Annotated in this window: 21 protein-coding genes and 1 tRNA gene; 14 read left to right on the forward strand and 8 right to left on the reverse strand. The window is 55.2% G+C overall.

Annotated elements, in window-relative coordinates; all coding sequences use genetic code 11:
* Positions 1–60 precede the first annotated feature (60 nt).
* Positions 61–756: a GIN domain-containing protein gene (locus KIH26_RS10205; RefSeq protein WP_213444900.1), complete on the reverse strand. Its 696-nt coding sequence runs from the start codon at positions 754–756 to the stop codon at positions 61–63.
* A 107-nt stretch (positions 757–863) separates the two neighbouring features.
* Positions 864–1,310, reverse strand: a complete 447-nt coding sequence (locus tag KIH26_RS10210; protein ID WP_213444902.1) for an Lrp/AsnC family transcriptional regulator — start codon at positions 1,308–1,310, stop codon at positions 864–866.
* A 140-nt stretch (positions 1,311–1,450) separates the two neighbouring features.
* Here KIH26_RS10210 and KIH26_RS10215 point away from each other — a divergent pair, with 140 nt between their 5' ends.
* A complete protein-coding gene (locus KIH26_RS10215; protein WP_213444904.1) occupies positions 1,451–2,008 on the forward strand; it encodes an RBBP9/YdeN family alpha/beta hydrolase in 558 nt (185 codons plus the stop codon).
* Between the two features lie 77 nt (positions 2,009–2,085).
* Here the strand turns inward: KIH26_RS10215 and KIH26_RS10220 are convergent, their stop codons facing one another.
* From KIH26_RS10220 to KIH26_RS10230, 3 genes are all read right to left on the reverse strand, one after another.
* Positions 2,086–3,192, reverse strand: coding sequence for a WD40/YVTN/BNR-like repeat-containing protein (locus tag KIH26_RS10220; RefSeq protein ID WP_213444906.1), 1,107 nt, complete (start codon positions 3,190–3,192; stop codon positions 2,086–2,088).
* 41 nt (positions 3,193–3,233) lie between these two features.
* Positions 3,234–3,503 carry a MoaD/ThiS family protein gene (locus KIH26_RS10225; RefSeq protein ID WP_213444908.1) on the reverse strand — a complete coding sequence of 90 codons (270 nt, stop codon included), beginning with the start codon at positions 3,501–3,503 and terminating at the stop codon, positions 3,234–3,236.
* Between the two features lie 72 nt (positions 3,504–3,575).
* Positions 3,576–6,599, reverse strand: a complete 3,024-nt coding sequence (locus tag KIH26_RS10230; RefSeq protein WP_213444910.1) for an L-glutamate gamma-semialdehyde dehydrogenase — start codon at positions 6,597–6,599, stop codon at positions 3,576–3,578.
* Positions 6,600–6,697: 98 nt separating this feature from the next.
* On the opposite strand from KIH26_RS10230, the gene KIH26_RS10235 reads away from it, so the two are divergent.
* A complete protein-coding gene (locus KIH26_RS10235) occupies positions 6,698–7,168 on the forward strand; it encodes an Lrp/AsnC ligand binding domain-containing protein (RefSeq protein ID WP_213444912.1) in 471 nt (156 codons plus the stop codon).
* A 205-nt stretch (positions 7,169–7,373) separates the two neighbouring features.
* Positions 7,374–8,426: a hypothetical protein gene (locus KIH26_RS10240; RefSeq protein WP_213444913.1), complete on the forward strand. Its 1,053-nt coding sequence runs from the start codon at positions 7,374–7,376 to the stop codon at positions 8,424–8,426.
* A 9-nt stretch (positions 8,427–8,435) separates the two neighbouring features.
* On the opposite strand, the gene KIH26_RS10245 is transcribed toward KIH26_RS10240, so the two are convergent.
* Positions 8,436–9,713 (reverse strand): patatin-like phospholipase family protein, encoded by a 1,278-nt coding sequence (locus KIH26_RS10245; RefSeq protein WP_213444915.1) that lies wholly within the window; start codon positions 9,711–9,713, stop codon positions 8,436–8,438.
* A 33-nt stretch (positions 9,714–9,746) separates the two neighbouring features.
* On the opposite strand from KIH26_RS10245, the gene KIH26_RS10250 reads away from it, so the two are divergent.
* The 4 genes from KIH26_RS10250 (at position 9,747) to hprK (ending at position 13,185) form a co-directional block, all read left to right on the forward strand.
* On the forward strand, positions 9,747–10,985 hold the full coding sequence (locus KIH26_RS10250) for an MFS transporter (RefSeq protein ID WP_213444917.1): 1,239 nt from the start codon (positions 9,747–9,749) through the stop codon (positions 10,983–10,985).
* Positions 10,986–11,189: 204 nt separating this feature from the next.
* On the forward strand, positions 11,190–11,522 hold the full coding sequence (gene hpf, locus KIH26_RS10255; protein WP_213444919.1) for a ribosome hibernation-promoting factor, HPF/YfiA family: 333 nt from the start codon (positions 11,190–11,192) through the stop codon (positions 11,520–11,522).
* Between the two features lie 174 nt (positions 11,523–11,696).
* Complete coding sequence (locus KIH26_RS10260; protein WP_213444921.1) at positions 11,697–12,179, forward strand: PTS sugar transporter subunit IIA; 483 nt, start codon at positions 11,697–11,699, stop codon at positions 12,177–12,179.
* 46 nt (positions 12,180–12,225) lie between these two features.
* On the forward strand, positions 12,226–13,185 hold the full coding sequence (gene hprK / locus KIH26_RS10265; protein WP_213444923.1) for an HPr(Ser) kinase/phosphatase: 960 nt from the start codon (positions 12,226–12,228) through the stop codon (positions 13,183–13,185).
* Positions 13,186–13,329: 144 nt separating this feature from the next.
* Here hprK and mscL read toward each other — a convergent pair whose 3' ends face one another.
* On the reverse strand, positions 13,330–13,758 hold the full coding sequence (gene mscL, locus KIH26_RS10270; protein ID WP_213444925.1) for a large conductance mechanosensitive channel protein MscL: 429 nt from the start codon (positions 13,756–13,758) through the stop codon (positions 13,330–13,332).
* A gap of 263 nt (positions 13,759–14,021) precedes the next feature.
* On the opposite strand from mscL, the gene petA reads away from it, so the two are divergent.
* The 6 genes from petA to KIH26_RS10300 all read left to right on the forward strand — a co-directional run bounded on the left by petA (position 14,022) and on the right by KIH26_RS10300 (position 18,373).
* Positions 14,022–14,615 carry a ubiquinol-cytochrome c reductase iron-sulfur subunit gene (gene petA, locus KIH26_RS10275; protein WP_213444927.1) on the forward strand — a complete coding sequence of 198 codons (594 nt, stop codon included), beginning with the start codon at positions 14,022–14,024 and terminating at the stop codon, positions 14,613–14,615.
* Positions 14,616–14,626: 11 nt separating this feature from the next.
* Positions 14,627–16,054: a cytochrome b gene (locus KIH26_RS10280; RefSeq protein ID WP_213444929.1), complete on the forward strand. Its 1,428-nt coding sequence runs from the start codon at positions 14,627–14,629 to the stop codon at positions 16,052–16,054.
* A gap of 17 nt (positions 16,055–16,071) precedes the next feature.
* On the forward strand, positions 16,072–16,827 hold the full coding sequence (locus KIH26_RS10285; RefSeq protein WP_213444931.1) for a cytochrome c1: 756 nt from the start codon (positions 16,072–16,074) through the stop codon (positions 16,825–16,827).
* 150 nt (positions 16,828–16,977) lie between these two features.
* On the forward strand, positions 16,978–17,589 hold the full coding sequence (locus KIH26_RS10290; RefSeq protein ID WP_213444933.1) for a glutathione S-transferase N-terminal domain-containing protein: 612 nt from the start codon (positions 16,978–16,980) through the stop codon (positions 17,587–17,589).
* 81 nt (positions 17,590–17,670) lie between these two features.
* Complete coding sequence (locus KIH26_RS10295; protein ID WP_213444935.1) at positions 17,671–18,285, forward strand: ClpXP protease specificity-enhancing factor; 615 nt, start codon at positions 17,671–17,673, stop codon at positions 18,283–18,285.
* Positions 18,286–18,298: 13 nt separating this feature from the next.
* Positions 18,299–18,373, forward strand: a tRNA-Thr gene (locus KIH26_RS10300).
* A gap of 30 nt (positions 18,374–18,403) precedes the next feature.
* Here KIH26_RS10300 and KIH26_RS10305 read toward each other — a convergent pair.
* A complete protein-coding gene (locus KIH26_RS10305) occupies positions 18,404–18,754 on the reverse strand; it encodes a DciA family protein (RefSeq protein ID WP_349627864.1) in 351 nt (116 codons plus the stop codon).
* Between the two features lie 32 nt (positions 18,755–18,786).
* Between KIH26_RS10305 and KIH26_RS10310 the strand changes: the two genes are divergently transcribed.
* Positions 18,787–19,743, forward strand: a complete 957-nt coding sequence (locus KIH26_RS10310) for a M23 family metallopeptidase (RefSeq protein ID WP_213444937.1) — start codon at positions 18,787–18,789, stop codon at positions 19,741–19,743.
* Positions 19,744–19,749: the final 6 nt, after the last annotated feature.

Genomic DNA, 19,749 nt, shown 5'->3' on the forward strand with positions numbered 1-19,749 from the left:
GCCACACTGCATCAACAAAAAAGGAGCCTGCGCGGCTCCTTTTTTGTTTGGGCTAAGAAATTACTGCACCTTAGCGACAGAGCCTGCGCCCGTGACGTTCTGTGTGAGTTTGGGCGAGCCTTTGTAGTTGACATTGCCTGCGCCAAGGATACGCACGTTCAGGCTTTGGCTGGTGCCAATCTGTACATCGCCACTTCCTCCAATTTGCACATCCGCATTGCTGAAGTTCAGATTGCTGGCTTCAATATCACCCGCGCCGTTCAAGTCAAACTTGCCGCTAGCCGCCGTGCCGCCACCAATGGTGATATTGCCGCTGCCAGAGCTGAGCACATTGAGCTGTTGCGCGCGTAAGCTGCCTACATTCAGATTGCCTGCGCCAGTGAGGTTGATGATGATGCGATCACAGCTGAGGTTACCGAGCTGCTGATCGCCAGCGCCAGACAAGCTGATGGATAACTGCCCGTTGCGGCAAACACCTGTTGCAGCACTGCTCGTTACACCTGCACCCACTCCGGGAACGCCTGAGCCAGAGACTTTGCTGCCACCTGCGTTGACCGCGCCGGCACCACTGCCAGAGCCCTTGACGCTCGCACCCGGTGCGTTGATACTGGCATTGCCTGCCGCATCAACTTTGATGCTCGCGCCTGGCGCTTGGATGCTGACCTGCGCCCAAGCTGTGCTCACGCAGAGCGCTGTTGTAGCAAGCACGGCCAAAGCTTGAAATGTTAAACGGGTGTGATTGCGAGTGCCTTGCATAGTTTCTCCACTGAATAATGAATGAGTGACGAGAATAGGCGATGAGGTTCATCGCGCGTAGGCAAGAGCCGTAAATCAAACGCAAGAATCACTACAAGGTGTATGCCTTAATGCTCGGCGAGCAGCTGTGGCGCTTTCTCATGCGTGAGTGACATCACCAGCGCTGTTTTGACGCTACCCCAAGCAGCCAAGCGATCCACGATTTTTTCCAAATCACTGGGCTGGGCAAATGCGCAGCGCACGACAAAACAATCTTCCCCGGTCACTCGCACTGCATGCAACACGGCTGGCATGCTGGCAAAAAGTTGCTGATAGCGCTTAATGTGTTCGTGCGTGGTTTGGATGCGCACCACCGCTTGCAAAGGCAAGCCTACGGCCGCTAAATTGACACGCGCACCATAGCCCTCAATCACGCCCGCTGCTTCGAGCTTTTTCACGCGCTCGCTGATCGCGGGTTGCGACAAGCCAATACGCTTACCCAATGCGGCCAAGCTTTGGCGGGCATCCGCCTGCAAAGCTGTCAGGATTTGCAGATCTTTTTTATCTAATTCCATGCGCAATATTGTGGGGGCTTTTGTGGCGCTTGTTTTCGATGAGTCATTGCTTTTAGGCTTTGATTGCCGATGATTTGCCATGGGTGAATGAGCATTTGATCCCTAAGCTGCAAGCTTTTGATGTGATGGAGAGACATGAAATGAGCAAGGGTGAACGAAGCACGATATTGATCCTGCCGGGTATCTGCAACTCCGGCGATGCGCATTGGCAAACTCGTTGGGAGAAACTGCATGCCCAGCACCCACGCTTTCAGCTCAAGCGCATTGCGCAAACGGATTGGGATCACCCCATCTGCGCGCAATGGGTGCAGGCGCTGGAGCAACATGTGCGCAATGCAGGCCAAGGCACAGTGCTTGTGGCGCACAGCTTGGCCTGCCTCATGCTTGTGCATTGGGCAGCGCAAACAACTCTCGCTCAGCATATTGATCAAGCCTTGCTTGTGGCAGTGCCTGATCCGCAGGGCGCTGCTTTTCCGCGCGACGCCAGCGGCTTTGGCAAGCTTCCTGGCACACGCCTGCCTTTTCCCAGCAAGCTGCTGTGCAGCAGTAACGACCCCTACAGCAGCCTAGATTTCAGCCGCCGCTGCGCAGCGAAGTGGGGTTGCAGCTTGAGCGAGCTCGGCGCGCTAGGGCATATCAATGACCAAAGTGGTTTGGGCGATTGGCCGCAGGGATGGGCAGCGCTGGGTGCGGATTAAGGCGTAAGCAGCGTCGCGCTGCTGCTATGTTCAGTGAAACGCTTGTTGACCTTAGAAGCGATCAAGATCGTGCGGGCTCATGGGGTTGCAAATGCCACACAAGCCACGGGCGGCAAATGTCCGCCAATGTGCTGCCAATGCTCGCCGCTATCAGGGCTGATCCAGAGGTTGCCGGTGGTAGAGGCCATAGCAAGGGTTTGCGCATCAGAGGCCAATGCCAAACCGTGGCGATAGACCAGATCGTAGGCTTGGCTTTGCGGCAGACCGGCGCGGAAAATCTGCCAGCTCTTGCCGCCATCGTCTGTGCGCGCCACACACATGCGCGCGCCGGGTGCGTAGCGCAATGCATCGGCCTGCGCGGGTACGACCCATGCGCGCAGCGGGTTCGTGGGGTGCGCAAGGATGGGAAAACCAAAATCGCCGACCTCGGGATGGCCTTGAAGCTGCTGCCAGCTTTGGCCAGCATCGGTGGAGCGATACAGGCCAAAGTGCAGTTGCGTCCACATCACATCCGGCTGCGCGGCACACATGCTGATGCGATGCGGGTCTTGAATATTGGGGTCGCCTAAGAGTTCTGGTGGCACAAAATCCGCTTTGAAGCCTTGGCCAATCGACTGCCATGAGCTTCCACTATCGCGCGTCTCCCACAAACCGCCGCAGGAGATTGCACCGATCAAATGCTGATCGTTGTTCGGATGTGCGAGCAGCGTATGCAAGCCGGGGAAATCGTTGCCGCCACCCATCCAGGCCTTGCGCTTCTCATCGAGCCAGAAGCTCTCGCACAGCGTCCAGCTCTTCGCGCCATCGTCACTGTAAAACACCGCGGCAGGCATCGTGCCGACCCAGAGGCGGCGTTTGCTGGCTGAGCCCGTAGCCGCAAACGACCAGATCATCTCCACATTCCAAGGTGTGGGATCGTCTGCCCAAAAGCCTGTTTGGGGTTTGGCAGGGAATGCCGGGCAAATCACTTCGCTCCAACTCGCGCCACGATCCGTGCTTTTGTGCAGCTTCACGCCGAAATGCCCCAATCGCAGTGCCGCAAACCAATGCCCCGTGACGGGATCAGTGAAGGTTTGAGAGACAGGCTCGCCTGCGAAATGATGCGACTGAATGCCCCAAGCGCCTGGCGTATCCGAGGTCATCACGAAGAGGCCTTTGCGTGTGCCGATGAGTAATGGCTCCATGATGTGTCTCCTTAGATGAGGATGTGATGGCTTAACCGGCCTCAACCACCCGTCAGGCACTGAATCACCAGCACCTTGTCGCCCGATTGCAAGACGCGGCTCAAGTCATCGCGTGGCTGGTGCATATCGCGGTTGATAAACACCGCCACATGCTTGCGTATCGCGCCTTGATCGTCCAAGATGTAATGGCGCAGGCCTTCGCTGGCTGCGCAAGCCGTATCAAGCACCTGCGCTAGCGTATTGGCGGGCAATTGCTGTGAGAGGACAGCTTTATGACGCTGAATGGATGGCGCGAAATCGACGGTGACCATCTCCCAACCATAGCGCTAAACACTTGGTTTTGCAATGGCGGTCTATCTTTGCCGGCCTTTGTTGAGTTGGCTTTAGTGGCCAGACAAAAGTGCTGCATTGCCGCCTGCCGCCGCAGTGTTCACCGTCACAGTTTGCTCCGCGCAGAAGCGGTAGAGATAGTGCGGGCCGCCAGCTTTGGGGCCGGTGCCACTGAGGCCTTCGCCGCCGAAGGGCTGCACGCCAACGACTGCGCCGATCATGTTGCGGTTGATGTAGACGTTGCCGATGTGGGCGGCTTGCGCGAGCTGCTGGGCTCGGCTGTCGATGCGGGTTTGAATGCCTAGGGTCAGGCCGTAGCCTAAAGCGTTGATTTGTTCGATGACTTGTTGTGGCGTCGTTTGAGCCTCTTGACCATAGCGCACAACATGCAGGACTGGGGCGAAGACTTCGTGTTTGAGGTCGCTGATTTGATGGAGCTCAACGATATGTGGATGAAGCAAGTTTGCTATTGAATTAGGAGCTGCTTGCGCAGATTCTATGCCGGCAAACTGCTGTTTTTGCTTATAAATATCTTGCTCCAGGAGCATGTTGATGCCTGCGTAGGCTTCGGCGTCAATGAGTGGGCCGACATCGGTAGAGAGCTGCGCTGGATCGCCAGACGTGAGTTCGCTGGCTGCGCCTTGCAGCATCTCAATCACTTTATCGGCAATCGCGTGATGCACGCAGAGCAGACGCAGGGCGGAGCAGCGTTGGCCGGCGCTTTTGAAGGCGCTTTGGATGGCGGCATCGACCACTTGCTCGGGCAGGGCGCTGGAGTCCACGACCATGGCGTTGATGCCGCCGGTCTCCGCGATGAGTGGTGTGATCGCGCCGTCTTTCGCGGCCAGTGCGCGGTTGATGATTTTGGCGACTTGTGTAGAGCCGGTGAAGACCACGCCTGCAATGTTTGGAAGAGTAACCAGCGCAGCGCCAACTGTTTCGCCAGGGCCGTGCAGCACTTGGCAAGCGGCTTCGGGCACGCCGGCAAGATGGAGCAGCTTGGCGGCTTCGATGGCGACGTATGGCGTTTGCTCGGCAGGTTTGGCGAGCACGGTGTTGCCTGTGGCGAGTGCGGCAGCCACTTGGCCGAGGAAGATGGCCAGCGGGAAATTCCAGGGGCTGATGCAGACCCAGACGCCGCGTGGTTTGAGGCGCAGCTCATTGGTTTCGCCAGTGGGCGAAGGCATGGCTTTAGGCTGCATCACGCGCTGGGCTTCCACCGCGTAGTAGCGCAGAAAATCCACCGCTTCGCGCACCTCGGCCACAGCATCGCCCCAAGTCTTATGCGCTTCTTTCACGAGCAGGGCGCAGAATCTTGGCATTTGCGCCTCTAACACATCAGCGGCTTTTTGCAGAATCGCAGCGCGTTGCTCAGCAGAGAGTTTGCTCCATATTTGATAGCTGTCTGCGCAATCCTTATGCCGGCGAATGGCCTCTTTTGCTTCAAAAAACGGCACAGCGGGCACTTGCGCAGTCGCATAAGCCGCGAGCATGGGCGCGCGGTGCGTTTCATCCGCCAGATCAAAGCCCGCGCTGTTTTTACGCTCTGTACCAAACAAATCAGCCGGCAGCGGCAAGATTTGCTGAGCAGATAAATGCAGCGGTGAGGCCAGCAGCTCATCCATGCGCACGCCAACATCTGCGAGCTGGTGCACGAAGGATGAGTTCGCGCCGTTTTCCAGCAAACGGCGCACAAGGTAGGCGAGCAAATCGCGATGAGCACCAACTGGCGCATAAATTCGTAGCCTCACGAGCGGGTTTTTCAGTACCTCGCGGTAAATGCCTTCGCCCATGCCATGTAGGCGTTGCAATTCAAACTCGGCGCCATTGCGCGAGGCGAGCTGCATGATGGCGGCGATGGTGGCCGCATTATGCGTCGCGAATTGCGGGTAGATCACGTCTTTGGCTGTAAGCAGTGCGGCAGCGCAGGCGAGGTAGCTCACATCGGTGTGGTGTTTGTGGGTGAATACCGGGTAATGCGGCAAGCCCAGCTCCTGCGCGCGCTTGATCTCTGCATCCCAATACGCGCCTTTGACGAGGCGACACATGAGCTTGACTTGATGTTGGCGAGCAATCCGCGCCACTTCCTGAATCAGCTCGACCGCGCGGGTTTGATACGACTGCAAAGCCAGGCCGAAGCCACTCCAGTGCGGATACTTTTCTGCGATACGAATGACCAAGGCTTCAAACACATTCAAAGAGAGTTCGAGACGATCCACTTCTTCTGCATCAATCGTCAAATTCATATCTGCCAGAGCCGCCATCTCACACAGTTGCCACACACGTGGCACGAGCTCATGCATCACTCGGTTTTGCTGCGCCCACTCATAGCGCGGGTGAAGCGCAGACAGCTTGATGGATATGCCATCGCCGGTTTGAGCCGTGTTTTTCATGCCTTTTTGGCCATTCGCCGGCATAGAATCTGCGCGGTGTGCTATTGATTTAATAGCATTTGCATAGCTTGCCAAATACACATCTGCGTCATGCTGGGTGCGTGAGCCTTCGCCGAGCATGTCAAAACTGAAAGCCACACCGCTTTTCGCGCGCTGCGCATGAGCCACATCCAAAGCTTCGTCAATCGTCTGCCCCAGGACGAATTGTTTGCCCAAGAGTTGCACCGCACGCAGCGTGGCGGTGACCACGGTTTTCGCACCGAGCTTGGCGAGCAGGCCAGGCTCAGTGGAGCGATCTGCATCGGGCAGAAAATGCTTGCTCATGGAGATCGCGGCGCTGCTCAATCGCGTTAAAGCTGCGTTACCTGAGCCTTCAAAATCCGCCCGCGAGAGCTGATCCGCCGTCAAAGCAATCGCCGTATCTGCATCGGGAATCCGTAGCAGCGCTTCCGCCAATCGCATCAAAGCCAAGCCCTCAGCGGAAGACAGCGGATATTCGCGCAGCAGCGATTCCATCGCCCAAAACGGCGGCGGATTCTCGCGCACGGCTTGCACCCAAGGCGAGGCCTGCGCGGCGGCAGCGGCCCAATCCAAAGCGCCTTCTAAAGCAGCCAAGCGGCTCGAGACGATCTCCCCTTCTGGGCGATAAGCGGTGGGCAGGCGATTCGGTAGAGAGAAATTCATGATGACATCAAATAAACAGTGAATTTGATGATCATTGCTTGAATTTAAAAGAATTTCTCGCTAAATTACGTGCTTCTGATGAATGAATCTCTGAAAAAATGGATAACGGTAGTGAAATCGACAAGATCGACCGAAAAATCCTGCAAGTTTTGCAGGAAGATGGCCGCATCAGCAATTTAAAGCTCGCGGAAACGATTGGCCTCTCGGCGACGGCTGTGCTTGCACGCACGCAGCGCTTGCAGCGCGAAGGCTTCATCTTGGGCTACGAAGCTAAGCTCAATCCCGCCAAGCTAGGCAGAGGGATGGCTGTGTTCGTCGAGGTACTGCTCGATCGCACCACAGCCAATGTGTTTGACGCCTTCAAAGCCGCCGTGCAAGTGCACGACGAAATCATGGAGTGCCACTTGGTCGCGGGTGGCTTCGATTATTTGATCAAGTTGCGTGTGGCCGATATGCAAGCCTACCGAGATTTCGCCGGCCGTGTGCTCTGGCAACTTCCCGGCGTGCGCGAGACACGCACCTACGCCGTGATGGAAGAAATCAAAGAGAGCACCCGGCTTGCAGTATGAAACGCTTAACCAAATCATCTGTGAATTCCTGCGTTAGTGTGTGGCAAAAACGCAGCGCTGTACGGCCAAAATTGTGAAGCCTGCACGTTATGAACTACTTAGTTCAAAAAAACTGCTTGCTCTCTTTATGATTGCGTTTACGTAAAAGTAAATAGTGACACCAGCCCGGTGCATTAAAAGCAATCATTGAATCGTTGGAATCATCGTGACATCTGAGCAAGTTTGGCAAGGGGGCTCAACCCCCATCGTTTTTCTGCGGCCGATTGGCATCGCAGCGGGCGATGCCATGCGTCTGATGGAGCTGGCCAAGCGGCTGCGCGGTGATGTGCGTTGGCGCATGGCGCCACCCGGTGTGGCCGCCGACGCGTATCTGGTGCATCGCTTCAGCGTGGTGGACAGAGAGGCCATGACCACATTGCCCGCAGGCTCGGTCAGCTCTGATTGGCTTGCATCCAGCGCTCCAACGAGCAGCCAGTCGTCCCATTCCGGCAGCTCACGTAAACTCAGTTTGGATGAGCATGGCTGGCATCGTGGCCGCCCGGTGTGTATCTTGGGCAAGCATGTCGATACCCAAGGGCTGGACGATGACGAGCTGGCTCCCCTGATCTTTCCTGAGGCCCTCAAAGAGATGGAGCAGGGCTTGAGCAAAGTGTTTGATGAGCTGGTGGGCGCTCGCATGCTTTATGCCGTGGGCTCCATGGCTTGGGAGCAGCGTCAAAAATGGCAAACACACCGTCTGCACGCCATTGAATCGGGGCGCTTGGTGGGCGTGATCGATGCACTTCAGTGGCAATTTTTCTTGCTCGATGGTTGCTCTGTAGAGCGCATGATGGATGCAGACATCGTACCCATGCCCCGCTCCGGCGGTTTTGCGGCAGAAGGCTTCCATCCTTTCCAGCTAGAGACAGCGCTGTGGGAATTTGCCAAGCGCTGCCCCGAGCCCATGCTGGATCAAGTATTGCCGCATGGCTATCTGAACGAGCCGCTCACGCATCGCCGCGCACCCCACTTGAAAGAAGCCGCATTGGGCGATCATTGCGTGGCCATTCTGCGCGCGCTTGATACTCAATCACGTACAGCAGATGAGCTGCAAAACAGTCTGCGCCTCACACGCCCTTCACTCATGCGCGCACTCACCAGCTTGGCGCTGGTCAGAGCCATCCAGCCGGAATCACGCAGCCAACGCAGCCTCCTCGATCACATGGGAGGCTTGTGGGCGCGCATCACCGGCAAAGCACCACAAAACTCTCTGTTTTGAGCCAGCGGCTCATGCCGCTAAAAACGCCATAAGCTCCTCTTTGCGCGCATAGGCATCGCGCTCACCGAGTGCAATGAGTGCTTGCGTAAATGCTGGCTCAAACAGCAAATAACTCGCCAAGCCCGCACCCGCACTGCCGCCAGCTGCCGCCTTGCCTGCCAACGAAGCAAGCACAGAACGCACAGGGGCGGGTAGCGCGTATGCACTTTGCCGTGCGAGTTCATCCAGAGATTCGCTAGGCTGCAAGCTCATCACCTGCACGCGTCGATACGGCATCACAGCAGCCACCTCGCGTGGCAGTTGATCCAAGGTGTGATTCATGCGCTGCGCCTGCTCCACATCGCCCAGCAAGGTATCGTGAAACACGCTTGCCAGTGCGTGGCCCAGCACACCGCCCACGCCAGGTGATATTAATTGAGGAGCACTCTGCGCAGGTTCGTAGCCGGCGATAGGGCTTTTTTGCTTTGAATGATGAGCATTCATGGCGCCACCAAAACTGCTTCTTTGGGGCTGCCCCACGCCAATCACCAAGAGCTTATCTGCGCCCAAATGCAGCGCTGGAGACAATGGTGAGGTCTGCCGCATCGAGCCATCGCCGAAAAATTCACTGTGGCCATCGACCCACAGCGGCTGCGCCGGAAAGATCAGAGGGATGGCGCTTGAGGCCATCAAATGATCCATGGTGATGGGCTGAAATTCAGCGCGTCTACCGGGGCGATTCCAAACCTCCTGGCTTGCGTCCCGCGCGGTGTGGCAAAAAGTCCAATGCACACCCGAGCTGTAGCTTGACGCTGTCACGGCCAGCGCATGCAAAGCCTTGGCTGAAAGTGCATCGTCGATACCTTGAAGTGAGATGGCTTTGTGCAAGGTGTCGGCCAGGGGAAGGTTATCCAATAGCGCGCCGCTCTCTCTGATTTGTCTGGAGAGGTGCCAGGCCGTTGCAATGCGTGAGAGCTTCGTCCATGCGGGCACATCCAAGCGATAGACCTGATGGCTGCGAAGATCGCGCCAAAATGCCGCCAGCGCGTCCAGCGCGGGCAAACCTTGCGCTGCGTGGGCAGCTAAAAAGCTCGCGTTCAAAGCGCCGGCGGATGTGCCTACCAAGAGTTGAAAAGGCATTTTTGGTGCAGGCGCACCTTGGGGCTGAGCGCTGCTGAGCATCTGCCCTAAGGCTTTGAGCGCGCCCGCTTGGTAGGCGGTGCGTGCGCCGCCGCCCATGAGCACCAGCGCGGTGCGTGGCTTGGTGGGGCGCACGAGTCCCGCATGAATCAGTGTGGATAAAGTCATTGAGGTAAAGTCAAAAGCCTGAGCCGAATTTACATGACAACTCCACTCAACTCCAGCACGCTTTCTCCTCGCCGCGAATTTTGGCTACTGCTCACACTCGCTGGCATTCAATTCACCCACATCCTTGATTTCATGATCATGATGCCATTGGGGCCGCAGCTGCGGCAAGTCTTTGGCATCAGCGACACGCAGTTTGGTTTGCTCGTGTCTGCCTACACTTTCTCTGCAGGTGCCTCTGGATTGGCTGCAGCGTTTTATGTTGATCGCTTTGGGCGAAAAAAGCTGCTGCTGATTTTGTACTCGCTGTTTGCTCTGGCCACACTTGCCTGTGGTCTTGCGCCCACCTATGAGTCGTTGATGGCCGCGCGCGTAGCCGCGGGCGTGTTTGGCGGCGTGCTCTCTGCTCTGTCGCAAACCATCGTGGGCGATGTGATTCCGCAAGAGCGGCGCGGCCAAGCCATGGGCGTTGTGATGTCTGCGTTTTCGATTTCAACAGTTGCCGGTGTACCGCTTGGCTTATTTTTAGCGGCGCATTTCAATTGGCATGTCCCTTTCTTGGCGATCGCAGCATTCAGTGGCGTCTTGGTGATTCTTGCTTGGCAAACCTTGCCCAAAATGCGCGATCACTTGAAGGCCGCGCGCAAGATTTCCCCACTCACGAATCTGCTCGATACAGTGAAAAATCAGGATCACCAGAAAGCACTGCTGTTCACCTTTCTGATGATGTTCGTTGGCTTCGTCGTGATTCCCTACATCACGCTCTACACCACCTCCAATGGGGGCCTCAGCATTTCGGTCTTGCCCTATATTTATCTTTGCGGTGGTATTGCCACGTTGCTCACGGCTCGCGCAATAGGCCGGGCCACCGATGCACGCGGCAAAGTGCCCATGTTTCGCACTTTGGCTTTGCTTGCCATCATTCCCGTGCTTGGATTGACCATCAGCGCACCCACGGGCTTGTACGGTATTTTTGCGATCACCACGCTGTTTTTCGTATTCATGAGTGGCCGCATGATTCCTGGTATGGCCATCGTCACTTCTGCTTGCAATCCACCTCAACGCGGCACCTTCATGGCACTCAATTCCGCAGCCCAATCCTTGGGTATGAGTGCGGCGGCTTTCTTAGGCGGTCTGATCATCAGCCGTGATGCACAGGGCTTGGTGCTCAATTATTGGGCGAGCGGCTTGGTGGGTGTTGCCGCATCATTGGTCAGCTACTGGCTGGTGGGCAAGCTGCGCCTGGACTGGAATACCCCCGCAAACCCCTCCTGATACGCCAGGGATTTAAAAAATTCTCAGCAAAATCAATGCTCTTTTGCGAAGAGCGCGTCTTCACATTATTTTGTTGCAATGCAAGATTGCGCGGGCAAGCAAATAAGCGCATGATGATCTCAAGTGGTTCGATTTCGGCGCTGCTTTCAGACCAGTCAATCTGCAAGCAGCATGTGTGAAACAGAGAGCACAAGGAGGCTTCTCATGAACTTGACGATCAGTGGACATCACCTCGAGGTTACCCCTGCACTGCGGTCTTATGTGACCAGCAAAATTGATCGAATTTCACGTCATTTCGACCAAGTGGTGGATGTCAAAGTCCTACTCACCGTAGAAAAACAAAAAGAGAAAGAACGAAGACAGCGAGCGGAGTGCAATATTCACGTCAAAGGCAATGATCTTTTTGCTGAAAGCTCACACGCCGATCTGTATGCTGCCGTGGATGAGCTGGTCGATAAATTGGATCGCCAAGTGGGGCGTTACAAAACCAAACGCCAAGATCACCATGCTGAAGCTGCTAAACGCTATCTGCAATAGCAAAGTGTGATGGCTCCAAACCAAGCTGCCGCCTCGCTCCCCTAGCCAGGCGGCTTTTTAATGACAATATCATGTCCATTGGTCGGATAATGTCATTTCACTAGGGTTTACACGAACTTAGGTGCATAATGCGCTTCCCTGTGCTGTAAATAGCCTGTTACATATCAGTTGTACATGAACCGACTCGCTGCCATATTGCCTGCCTCCCAAGTGTTGTCTGGCGTAGATGCCACCAGTAAAAAGCGTGCTTTTGAAGAAGCCGGTTTACTGTTTGAGAATTTGCACAGTCTTGCGCGAGCGCTTGTGACCGATAGTTTGTTTGCGCGTGAGCGCTTGGGTTCCACGGGCTTAGGGCATGGTGTGGCGATTCCGCATGGCCGCATCAAAGGCTTGAAAGCACCGATGGCAGCGATGTTTTCGTTGTCCAACCCCATTGGCTTTGATGCCCCTGATGAGCAGCCCGTAAGCCTGCTCATTTTTTTGCTCGTGCCAGAGGCTGCTACGCAAAAGCATTTAGAAATTTTGTCTGAAATAGCAGAGATGCTCAGCGATGCCGCATTGCGTGAGCGCTTGAAGGCTGCGCCTGATGCCGCTGCTTTGCACACCCTGATTGCTGGCTGGCGCTCCGCTGTCACGCCAATGCCTCTCGCGGCCTGATGAGCCTGCCTCATCCAGCGGCTCCAAGCTTTCTACTCATCGATTCATGAAACCCTCGGTCATCAGCGCCGATGTGCTGTTTGAAGATCACCGCGAGCGTCTGAAATGGGCTTGGGTGGCAGGGCTGGGTGCTTCAGAGCGGCATTTTGACGAAGTGGCTGTGCGCGCCGCACGCTCAGGCGCGGATCTCGTAGGCTATCTCAATTACATCCATCCTTATCGCGTGCAGGTGCTTGGCGAGCGTGAGGTCGCTTATCTCACGCCATCAGACGATGTGACCGAAGAAGATTGCGCGCGCCGCATCTCTCGCATCGTTACACTGGAGCCGCCTGTCATCATCATTGGCGATGGCCTGGAGGCTCCTGAGACGCTTTTGCAAATGTGCGAACGCGCCCAGATCCCTGCCTTCCAAACACCGGAATCTGCCGCTTTCGTGATCGATGTCTTGCGGGCGTATCTTTCGCGCCACTTTGCAGACCGCACGAACATGCATGGCGTGTTCATGGATATTTTGGGCTTGGGCGTACTCATCACGGGTGAGTCAGGGCTGGGCAAAAGCGAATTGGCGCTGGAGTTGATCTCGCGTGGCAATGGCCTCGTGGCTGATGATGCGGTGGATCTGTTTCGCACGAACCAAACCACTATCGAAGGCCGCTGCCCCGAGCTGCTGCAAAACTTGCTCGAGCTGCGCGGTATCGGTCTGCTCGATATCCGAGCGATTTTTGGCGAGACGGCGGTGCGGCGGCGCATGCGCCTCAAACTCATTGTGCATCTGGTGCGCCGCGCCACCATGGAGCGTGAATACGAACGCATCCCCTATGAGCCACTCACACAAGACGTACTGGGTATTCCCATCCGTAAAGTGGTGATTCAGGTGGAAGCTGGGCGCAACATGGCGGTGTTGGTCGAGGCTGCGGTGCGCAACACGATCTTGCAGCTGCGAGGTATCAATACCTTCGATGAATTCGTCGAGCGCCAGCGTGTGGCCATGGACAAGGGTTTCTGAGCCAGTTGCAAGTGTTTTTGAAGCCTTTTCAGTATATTGCCCGCATAGATTCTGCGCAGAATGCTATCAAAATAATAGTGAACGAGTTTTCTATCTGCCATCAAAAAAGCGCCTCAAGGGCGCTTTTTTGATGGCGAAGAAACCTTATTTCTTCAGTGAATCGCGGATTTCGCGCAGCAAGAGCACATCTTCAGCCGGAGCAGCAGGCGCTGGTGCAGGTTCTGCTTTCTTCATGGCATTCATCGCCTTGACCATCTGGAAAATGATGAAAGCCAAGATGATGAAGTTGATGGTGATCGTGATGAAATTACCGTAGGCAAACAGGTTGGCGCCGGCTTTTGTTAAAGAGTCGTAGCTGGCCGCGCCTTCCACCGCTTTGGCAGGAGGCGAAAGCATGATGAACATTTCGGTGAAATTAAGGCCACCGAAGATTTTGCCCACGATGGGCATGATGATATCTTTCACCAGCGAATCAACAATTTTGCCGAATGCGCCACCGATGATCACGCCCACGGCGAGATCCATCACATTGCCCTTGAGAGCAAAGTCCTTAAACTCTTGCATCATGCCCATTTTTTAACTCCTGTTAGTTTAGGTTTGCTGGGGCGTGCCAGCGAAAACTTACTACCAAAGTGGTCATTTGATAGCGCGCCTAGGCGCAGTATCGCCGCAAAAAGGCAACTGTCAAGCATGACAAAGTGGCTGCTACACATATTTGCAGAATTCCACTGTGCGAGCTCTTGCGCCGTTTTTTGCTGCACACAGCTTGAAAACGCTGCTCGCGCTCCGCTACAATTGCGGGTTGTCCCTAGAACCCCCAAAAATTGAGGAAATCCATGAGTAACGTGGACCAATCCAAGCGCACCTGGGTGATCACATCCGCCTGCGCTGGTGCTGTTGGAGCAGGCGCAGTTGCTGTGCCTTTTGTCAGTACCTTCAGCCCGTCTGAAAAAGCCAAAGCCGCTGGCGCTGCTGTGGAAGTAGATATTTCCGCGCTCAAATCCGGCGAGAAAATCGTTGTGGAGTGGCGTGGCAAGCCCGTCTGGATCATGCGCCGCAGCCCTGAGATGCTGGCTTCTCTAGCTAAAACGGAAGCTAATTTGGCTGACCCCAAATCCGAGCGCAAAGCCGATGAGACCACACCGATGAAAGAGACGCGCAACGCGCATCGCTCCATCAAGCCCGAAATCTTCGTGGCCGTGGGCATTTGCTCCCATTTGGGCTGCTCGCCATCCGACAAGCTCGAAGCCAAGGCAGAATCTTTCGATGCCAGCTGGCAAGGCGGCTTCATTTGCCCCTGCCACGGCTCCACCTTCGATCTGGCTGGCCGCGTCTATAAAAACAAGCCCGCACCAGACAATCTGGAAGTGCCACCCCATATGTACCTCAGCGATACCAAATTGCTGATCGGTGAATCCAAGCAAGCCTGAGGCAAATCGACATGGCTGAAATGAAAGAAATCTCCCCCAACGCAGCGATTTCAGAGAAGGCGCTCAACTGGGTCGATAACCGCTTCCCCGCCAGCAAGCTCTACAAAGAGCATCTGAGCGAATACTACGCACCGAAGAATTTCAACTTCTGGTACTTCTTTGGCTCACTCGCGCTTTTGGTGCTCGTGATCCAGATCGTTACCGGCATTTTCCTTGTGATGCACTACAAGCCTGATGCGAATCTGGCTTTTGCTTCCGTGGAATACATCATGCGCGATGTGCCTTGGGGTTGGTTGGTGCGCTATATGCATTCCACCGGCGCTTCCGCCTTCTTCGTGGTGGTTTATCTGCACATGTTCCGTGGTTTGATCTACGGCTCATACCGCAAACCACGTGAGCTGATCTGGCTCTTCGGCTGTGGCATTTTCTTATGCCTGATGGCTGAAGCCTTCATGGGTTATCTGCTGCCATGGGGCCAGATGAGCTATTGGGGCGCCCAAGTGATCGTGAACCTCTTTGCAGCTGTACCTTTCATTGGCCCAGACTTGGCACTCTTGATTCGTGGTGACTATGTGGTGTCGGATGCCACTTTGAACCGCTTCTTCGCTCTGCACGTGATCGCGATTCCTCTGGTCTTGCTTGGCCTCGTGGCTGCGCACATCATTGCTTTGCACGAAGTCGGCTCGAACAATCCCGATGGCGTGGAAATTAAAAAGCACAAAGATCCCAAAACAGGCATTCCTTTGGATGGCATCCCCTTCCATCCCTACTACACCGTGCACGACATTCTGGGCGTGAGCGTCTTCCTGATGGTGTTCTCCGCCATCGTGTTCTTCGCGCCAGAGCTCGGCGGCTACTTCTTGGAGTTCAACAACTTCATTCCAGCCGATCCATTGAAGACACCTGCTCACATCGCCCCCGTTTGGTATTTCACGCCTTTCTATTCGATGCTGCGTGCGACCACCGATGAGATGGTTTATGTGCTCGTTGCTCTGATTCTTGGCGGCGCGTTGATCGCTGTGATCAAGAATGTCGTCACCGGCATGCTCAAGCCTGCTGTGATCGGCGCTGCAGTTGTGGCCAGTGTTTTGCTGCTCACGTTTGAAGCCAAATTCTGGGGCGTCGTCGTGATGGGCGCTGCCACCATCATTCTCTTCTTCTTACCTTGGCTCGATTACAGCCCGGTGAAGTCCATCCGCTATCGCCCAAGCTGGCAAAAATGGCTTTACGGCATCTTCGTGTTCAACTTCTTCATCCTCGGCTACCTCGGTATCAAAGCGCCTGGCGTGTGGGGCATTGTGTGGGGTCAAGATTTGGCCGCGCGTGTTTCCCAAATCGGCACTTTGCTCTACTTTGGTTTCTTCGTGCTGATGCCAGTCTGGAGTCGCATTGGCCCCTTCAAAGAAGTGCCAGACCGCGTGACCTTCGAAGCTCACTGATCACGGGGACATCACACATGAAAAAAATCATCCTCTCCCTGTTGGCTGCTCTAACATTTGGCTCGGCATTTGCTGCCGGTGATGGAATTGCTTGGGATAAAGCCAATCCAAAGACCAACGATATGGCTGCGTTACAAAACGGCGCCAAGCTATTCGTCAACTATTGCTTAAACTGCCACAGTGCTGCTTTCATGCGTTACAACCGCTTGAAAGACATTGGCCTGACTGAGCAGCAGATCAAAGATAACCTCTTGTTTGCTACCGACAAAGTGGGCGACACGATGAAGTCTGCGATTGATCCTAAGCAAGCCAAAGAGTGGTTCGGCGGCGTGCCTCCTGATCTCACCGTGATCGCGCGTTCGCGTGCTGACGTGAGCAAAGGCGCTGGCGCAGATTACCTCTACACCTTGCTGCGCACCTACTACCGCGATGATTCCAAAGCCACCGGCTGGAATAACAAGGCCTACCCGAATATCGGTATGCCGCATCCGCTGTGGGAGCTGCAAGGTGAGCGCGAGCCGATTTACCAAACTGTGAAAAATCACGGCAAAGAAGAGCAAGTGCTTGCCGGGTGGAAGCAAGTCAAGCCTGGCCAACTCACACCCCTGCAATACGACCAAGCCGTGAGCGATTTGGTGAGCTATATGCAGTGGATGGGCGAGCCCGCACAAAATCAGCGTGTGCGCATAGGCGTGTGGGTGCTCATTTTCCTGAGCTTCTTCACGATCATTGCTTGGCGTTTGAACGCTTCGTTCTGGAAAGATATCAAATAATGAGTCGAACAAAAGTTTCGCTCAGCTTCGCTGCGCACGATACTTTTATTCGGATAAATCAGGAAAAAATCTAGGGGCGGCCCGTCGATTTTTTCACGGATAGAGTGATCGGTTCCCGATCACTCTTTTTTACTTAAAGGAATCACCGACATGATGGTGCTTTATTCGGGTACAACTTGCCCTTTCTCCCACCGCAGCCGTTTCGTGTTGTTTGAAAAAGGCATGGATTTTGAGATCCGTGATGTGGACTTGTACAACAAGCCCGAAGACATCAATGTGATGAATCCTTATGGCCAAGTGCCGATTCTGGTGGAGCGTGATTTGATTCTGTATGAATCCAACATCATCAACGAATACATCGATGAGCGCTTCCCGCATCCTCAGCTCATGCCTGGTGACCCAGTGGATCGCGCTCGCGTGCGCCTGTTCTTGCTCAACTTCGAAAAAGAGCTGTTCACCAACGTCTCGATCCTCGAAAACCGCGCGATGAAGGGCAATGAGAAGGTGCTGGAGAAGGCGCGTGCGCATATTCGCGACAAGCTCACCCAGATGGCTCCCGTCTTCCTGAAAAATAAATTCATCATGGGTGACAACTTCTCCATGCTGGATGTGGCGCTTGCTCCACTGCTGTGGCGCTTGGATTTCTACGGCATTGAGTTGTCGAAGAATGCTGCGCCTTTGCTGAAATACGCCGAGCGCATCTTCTCTCGCCCCGCCTATATCGAGGCGCTCACGCCTTCTGAGAAGGTGATGCGCAAGTAAATTGCCATCGTCTTGTTTTCAAAACGGCCTGTTACTTGCAGGCCGTTTTGCTTGGGTATTTGCTTTGGTACTATAGGCATCATGATCGATTCGAGCCAATCCACCTCCACCCGCCCGTATCTGCTGCGCGCTCTTTATGAATGGTGCGCTGACAATGGCCTCACGCCCTATGTGGCAGCTTATGTGGATGATTCGGTGAAGGTGCCCCGTGAGCATGTGAAAAACAACGAAATCGTGCTCAACATCAGCATGGATGCCACCAGTCATTTGCAGATCGGTAACGATGTCCTGCAATTCAAAGCCCGATTTGGCGGTGTGGCCAGAGAGATCGTTGTGCCGATTGATCACATCATCGCTATTTATGCTCGCGAAAATGGCCAAGGCATGGCTTTCCCCGTGCCGCAAACTGTGCCTCCACGCGGTGAAGTGAAGGACAGTCCGGCTGCCGAGCGGCGCTCCAGCTTGCGGCCTGTAAGCCTCCCCGGCACAGCCTCGCAAGCTGCAGCCCCCGAACCCAGCAACCCGTTATTGCAACCCTCGATAGAGCCTGCTAAAGAACCGGCAAAAATCGTCAAGCTCAAAGCAGCGCCAGAATCTGTAAAGAAGGTGCGTGAAGACGATCCCACAGAGCCTACACCGCCGCCTGCTGGCGCGGGTAAATCCGTTGGCAGGCCATCGCTCACAAGAGTCAAGTAGAATATCGCCTTTCGCCGCTTTAGCTCAGTGGTAGAGCAACCGCCTTGTAAGCGGTAGGTCGTCAGTTCAATCCCGACAAGCGGCACCATTTAACCGTAAAAGTCTGATTTTCAGACTTCTAATGACGCATCGAAATCTTGATGCGTATGTCTCGTACATCATGGCCATGCGTGCGCAGATGCGCGGCCAAGGCGGGTGTGAGTTGGCGTAATTTGGCGGCCACCGCGCTGTTAGCAGCCAACATGCACCATTGGCCTTCATTCAGTGGCCCAGCTTGTATGCCAGAGCGCATGCCAGCTGGAATCAAGGGAGTCACGGTGCGCAGGCATTGTGCAGATTGGTCAGCCAATTGCGCTAAGCCTGCCAAAGTTGGCGCTCGTTGCACGGCCTGCACCACGGACACCGCCTCGCGCACGCGCACCGTGCGCAGTGGCTGGTATGAGGGCAGATGAGCGGGCTTAACTGTCACGGTATAAGAAACAAAGATTGGAGTATTCAGCGATGCACTTGATTATCACGGATGCTTGGCTCGCCAAATCTCGCCCGGTTCACCTGAGTGGCACAAAGCTCATACTCGCGGGCTTGGCTGCTGCTTTGGCTTTGATGCTGGTGGCCGTTGGCTTGTATCACCTGGTGTTTCTCAAAGGCGCGCGCGAGGGCTGGCCTGTGATTGGCACGCTGGTGAAAATGGTGGTGAAGGATGAGTTTGAGCAACGCGATCGCTTCATGCGTGAAAACATTGATGTGATGGCGAAAAAAGTGGGGGAGCTGCAGGCTAAAGTGGTGCAGTTGGAAGCGCTCACCGAGCGTGTTTCGCAGCTCGCCGGTGTGCCGATTCCAGCAAGCGCCAAAGCTGCGCCAGGGCAGGGCGGTGTGTTGATAGGCAATCGCCCGCTCAGCCTTGATGAACTCAACAAAACTTTGGCTGATCTGGAGGCGGTGAGTAACACCAAAACAGATTTGCTCACTCTGATGGAATCACGATTGTTTGACCAAAAGATCGCCAAAGTGATGCTCCCGACTGCGCAACCTGTGCCTGGCTCTCATTTGGGCTCGTTTTTTGGCTGGCGCATTGATCCGATCACTGGGCGCTCGGCTTTGCATACAGGCTTGGACTTCCAGGCCGATACCGGCACCCCGATTCTGGCAGCAGCAGGCGGTGTGGTGGTCGTGCAGGAATACCATGCTGCCTATGGCAACATGATAGAGATAGACCATGGCAACAGCCTGATCACGCGCTACGCGCATGCCTCCGAAACCTTTGTGAAAAAAGGCGATTTGGTCAAGCGTGGCCAGAAAATCGCCTCTGTTGGCTCCACAGGGCGCTCCACAGGCCCCCATTTGCATTTCGAGGTGTTGGCCGATGGCACACCTCAAGATCCGCAGAAATTCCTTGTGACGGGTGGCTCGGTGCTGCCACCGAGCGAAGCACAAGCCAAAACGCAAGCCAAACGCTGATCCAGC

This window comes from Variovorax sp. PCZ-1, assembly GCF_018413605.1.
GTDB lineage: Bacteria > Pseudomonadota > Gammaproteobacteria > Burkholderiales > Burkholderiaceae_C > JANMDU01.